Source organism: Nonomuraea basaltis, assembly GCF_005893125.1.
GTDB classification, from domain to species: Bacteria; Actinomycetota; Actinomycetes; order Streptosporangiales; family Streptosporangiaceae; genus Nonomuraea; species Nonomuraea basaltis.
The window spans coordinates 1-3,102 of record NZ_VCJS01000473.1; the positions used below are offsets into that span (position 1 = coordinate 1).

A 3,102-nucleotide genomic window follows, 5' to 3' on the forward strand; every position below is an offset into this window, starting at 1 on the left:
GACCATCACCAGCCCATCCCTACGAGCAGTGCCTTTCTGCTCGTAGGGATGGGCTGGTGATGGTCAGGTCGGTGCCTGCAGGGCGTGCAGCCGGGTCAGGGCGGTGATGATTTGCCTGGCCCAGGGCCATCGCTGGGGGATGCGGAGGCGCAGGCGGCGGCCTCCGCGCACCAGGCTGCCGGCGACGGCGAGCAGGCGTAGCCGGAGTCGTTTGGGCTCGTAGCGGCGGGCGTCGGTGTCGTGCAGGGCGAGCATCTGCATCCAGGCCAGGAGTTCGCAGGCCAGGGCGACGATCTCCAGCCAGATCTGGTTTTGGGTGAAGTCGTGCAGGGGCAGGTTGCGCAGGCCGGTGTCCTTGGCGGCGCGGATGCGGTCTTCTGCGCGGGCGCGACGGCGGTGGCGTAATTCGAGGTCGGCGAGCTGGCCGCTTCGTGTGCCGGTGACAAAGCAGGTGAAGCGGTGTCCGTCGATGTCGGTGAAGCGCAGTTGGGCGCCGGGGTGCGGACGTTCTTTGCGGACGATGACCCGCATGCCTTTGGGCCAGCCGGTCAGGTCGAGCAGGCCGGTGAGCTCGGCGACCCATGCGCCGGGTCGTATCTGGCGGTCGGCGTCGTAGGCCGGTGTCCAGGCGGTGGCGGGGAGTTTGAGAATCGCGGCGGCGATGTCGTCGGTGATGGTGAACCCGATGGAGTACTTCAGCCATCGTCCTGGGCGGGTGAGCCAGTTCAGGAACTCGCGGGTGCCGCCGCCGGAGTCGGTGCGGATGAGCACGTTGCGCCGCAGGTGCTTGGGGAGTTGGGCCAAGGCGAGCCGGGTGGCCTCGATGTGGTCGGCGGCGGTGTTGTCGGGTAGCCGGAGCGCGTTACCGCGCCCCGGCCCCCTCAGAACCGGACGTGCCCCTCACAGAGCATCCGGCTCAAGCAAGCCCCTGGGGCGTTCAGGCCGTTGCAGGTGCTGGGGTCGTGACGCGTGTTACCTGACGGCGTCTCGCGCAGTGGGCGTGCATCAGGCAGCGTGCTGTCTCGTCCGGTGCGCCGTTCGGGGCGGTGATCGCTGATCGGCGGATCGCCTTGCGCAGCGCGAGGAGCCACTGTTCCCATTCGGCGGGGCTTTGAGGCTCCTGCGTTTCGTGGAACAGCAGGTCGCCGCAGCCGAGGCAGCGTCCGTTCTGAGCTCGTAGGAGCTTGCCGAAGAACGGCCCCAGCGGCGGTTTGCCGCGTCGTTTCCGAGCGGCCCAGTAACCGGTCAGGGCGGGGTCGTCCAGGGACGCTCCGCCTTTGACCAGCCGGTGCCGGACGATGGGTGTCCAGGAGAACTTGACCAGGTAACGGCCGCTGTCGCGGTCACCGAACACCCAGTGGTCCCGTCTGGACGGGTGGAACGCGTCGAAGTACCGGGCCTTCGCCCAGCGCTTGGACTTGTTCGGGTGCGCCCGCAGCGCCCACCGATAGGTGAGCCTCCACACGTAGTGATCGAGTGAGGAGAAGATCTCCTTGGAGACCACGGTGCGGTAGTAGGCAGCCCATCCCCGGATGATCGGGTTGAGCTTGTTGACCACCGCCTGGGCGTTGGCCCCGTGCAGGGCCTTCACCTCGGCGGCGAGCCTGCTGCGGATGCGCAGCACGGCGGCCTTACTCGGCTTGATCAGCAGCTTCCCGTTCCGGTAACGGCGGATGTTGAACCCGAGAAAGTCGAAGCCGTCTTCGAGGGCGACGATCTGAGTCTTATCCTCGTTGAAGGCCAGGCCTCGGGGGGCCAGCCACCGCGTGAGATCCGCTTTGACCTGCTGCGCCTGCTCAGGACTGACACAGAGCGCGACAAGATCATCAGCATATCTCACCACAACGGGTGTTCCAGGTATGGCGCCTCCCGCGTGTGTGTAGCCGTCGGGAAACGTTCTGGCTCCGGCTGCAGTTTCGAGTCCGTGCAGGGCCACGTTCATCATCAACGGGCTGATCACACCGCCCTGAGGAACGCCCTCTTCGGTGGGTGCGAACCGACCACGATCGAGCACTCCCGCCTTCAGCCATCGCCCGACCCGCCCCCGTGCGGGGAATGTGCCGAGCATCGACATCAGATGGTTGTGGTCGATCTTGTCGAATGCCGCGACCAAGTCGGCATCGAGGATCCACCGACGGTGCGGGTTGCGGCCCGCGACCACCGTGAAGATCGCCTCGATCGCGTCGTGGCAGCCGCGGCCCGGACGAAATCCATAGGATTTCGGCTCGAACCGCGCTTCCCACTCTGGCTCCAGCGCATTGACGGTCAGAGCCTGCAGAGCTCTGTCCGTGATCACCGGGATGCCGAGCGGGCGTTGACGACCGCCTGCCTTGGGGATGAATACCCGCTTGACGGGTTTGGGCTTCCACGGCTCGGCGTGCTGCTGCACCCAGTCGGCCAGTTCGGCCTTCGCGGGTGCGAGCAGGACAGTCTTGCCGTCGATGCCCGCCGTCTGACGGCCAGCGTTCAGCTCGGTCACCCGCCGCACCGCCAGCAAGGCGTTGGAGCGGGATCGGAGCATCAGTTTCTGCAGATTCCTGACTTTCGCCAGGTCTCCCGCCTGCGTCGCCGTGAAGATTCTTTGCCGCAGCCGCCGTACTTCGTCCTCGACCCGCCGCCAATCGATCGACAGCCAGTCGTGGATCTCGTCCTCCGGTCCGTTCGCCATGGGCGTCCAACTTGTCCTTCGGTTCCGGTTCCACGTCTTTGATCTCTTCACAGGCCCACCTGGCCACGTCAGCACCCTTACGGGTTCGGGCAACAACCCGTATCCGGCCGGTTATCCGAGACCAACGGCGGAGGTGCCGTCATCGTCGTCCCGGTTTCCCGTCGCCTTTCGGCCACCGGCGTTCGCTTCTTGGCCATCCTGTTCCCGCCGGGGAGATCGGCTTTCCTCACGGTCAGCCCACCGGCGGCCAGAGGCCGCCGGACCCCGTCGGGGTTTCCACGTTCCGCACGAGTGAGTCGCGACCGGGTCGGGGTCGGGTAGCGGGAGTGCATTTCTGCGCCCCCGCCCCCTCAGAACCGGACAAGCCCGCTTTCCAGGCATCTCGGCTCAAGCAAGCCCGAAGGCTCACGGGCAGGCAGAAGTACCGTGCCGTT

Annotated in this window: 1 protein-coding gene and 1 pseudogene; both read right to left on the bottom strand. The window is 66.6% G+C overall.

What is annotated here, in order from left to right:
• Window positions 1-63: 63 nt before the first annotated feature.
• Window positions 64-843, bottom strand: a pseudogene (locus EJK15_RS68485) (IS1380 family transposase); the annotation flags it as partial.
• Window positions 844-937: 94 nt separating this feature from the next.
• On the bottom strand, window positions 938-2,668 hold the full coding sequence (ltrA, locus tag EJK15_RS68490; protein ID WP_138720803.1) for a group II intron reverse transcriptase/maturase: 1,731 nt from the start codon (window positions 2,666-2,668) through the stop codon (window positions 938-940).
• Window positions 2,669-3,102 lie beyond the last annotated feature (434 nt).

Coding starts and splice junctions, on each gene's coding strand:
- ltrA (WP_138720803.1), bottom strand. CDS start 2,668: ATGGCGAACGGACCGGAGGACGAGATCCACGACTGGCTGTCGATCGAT.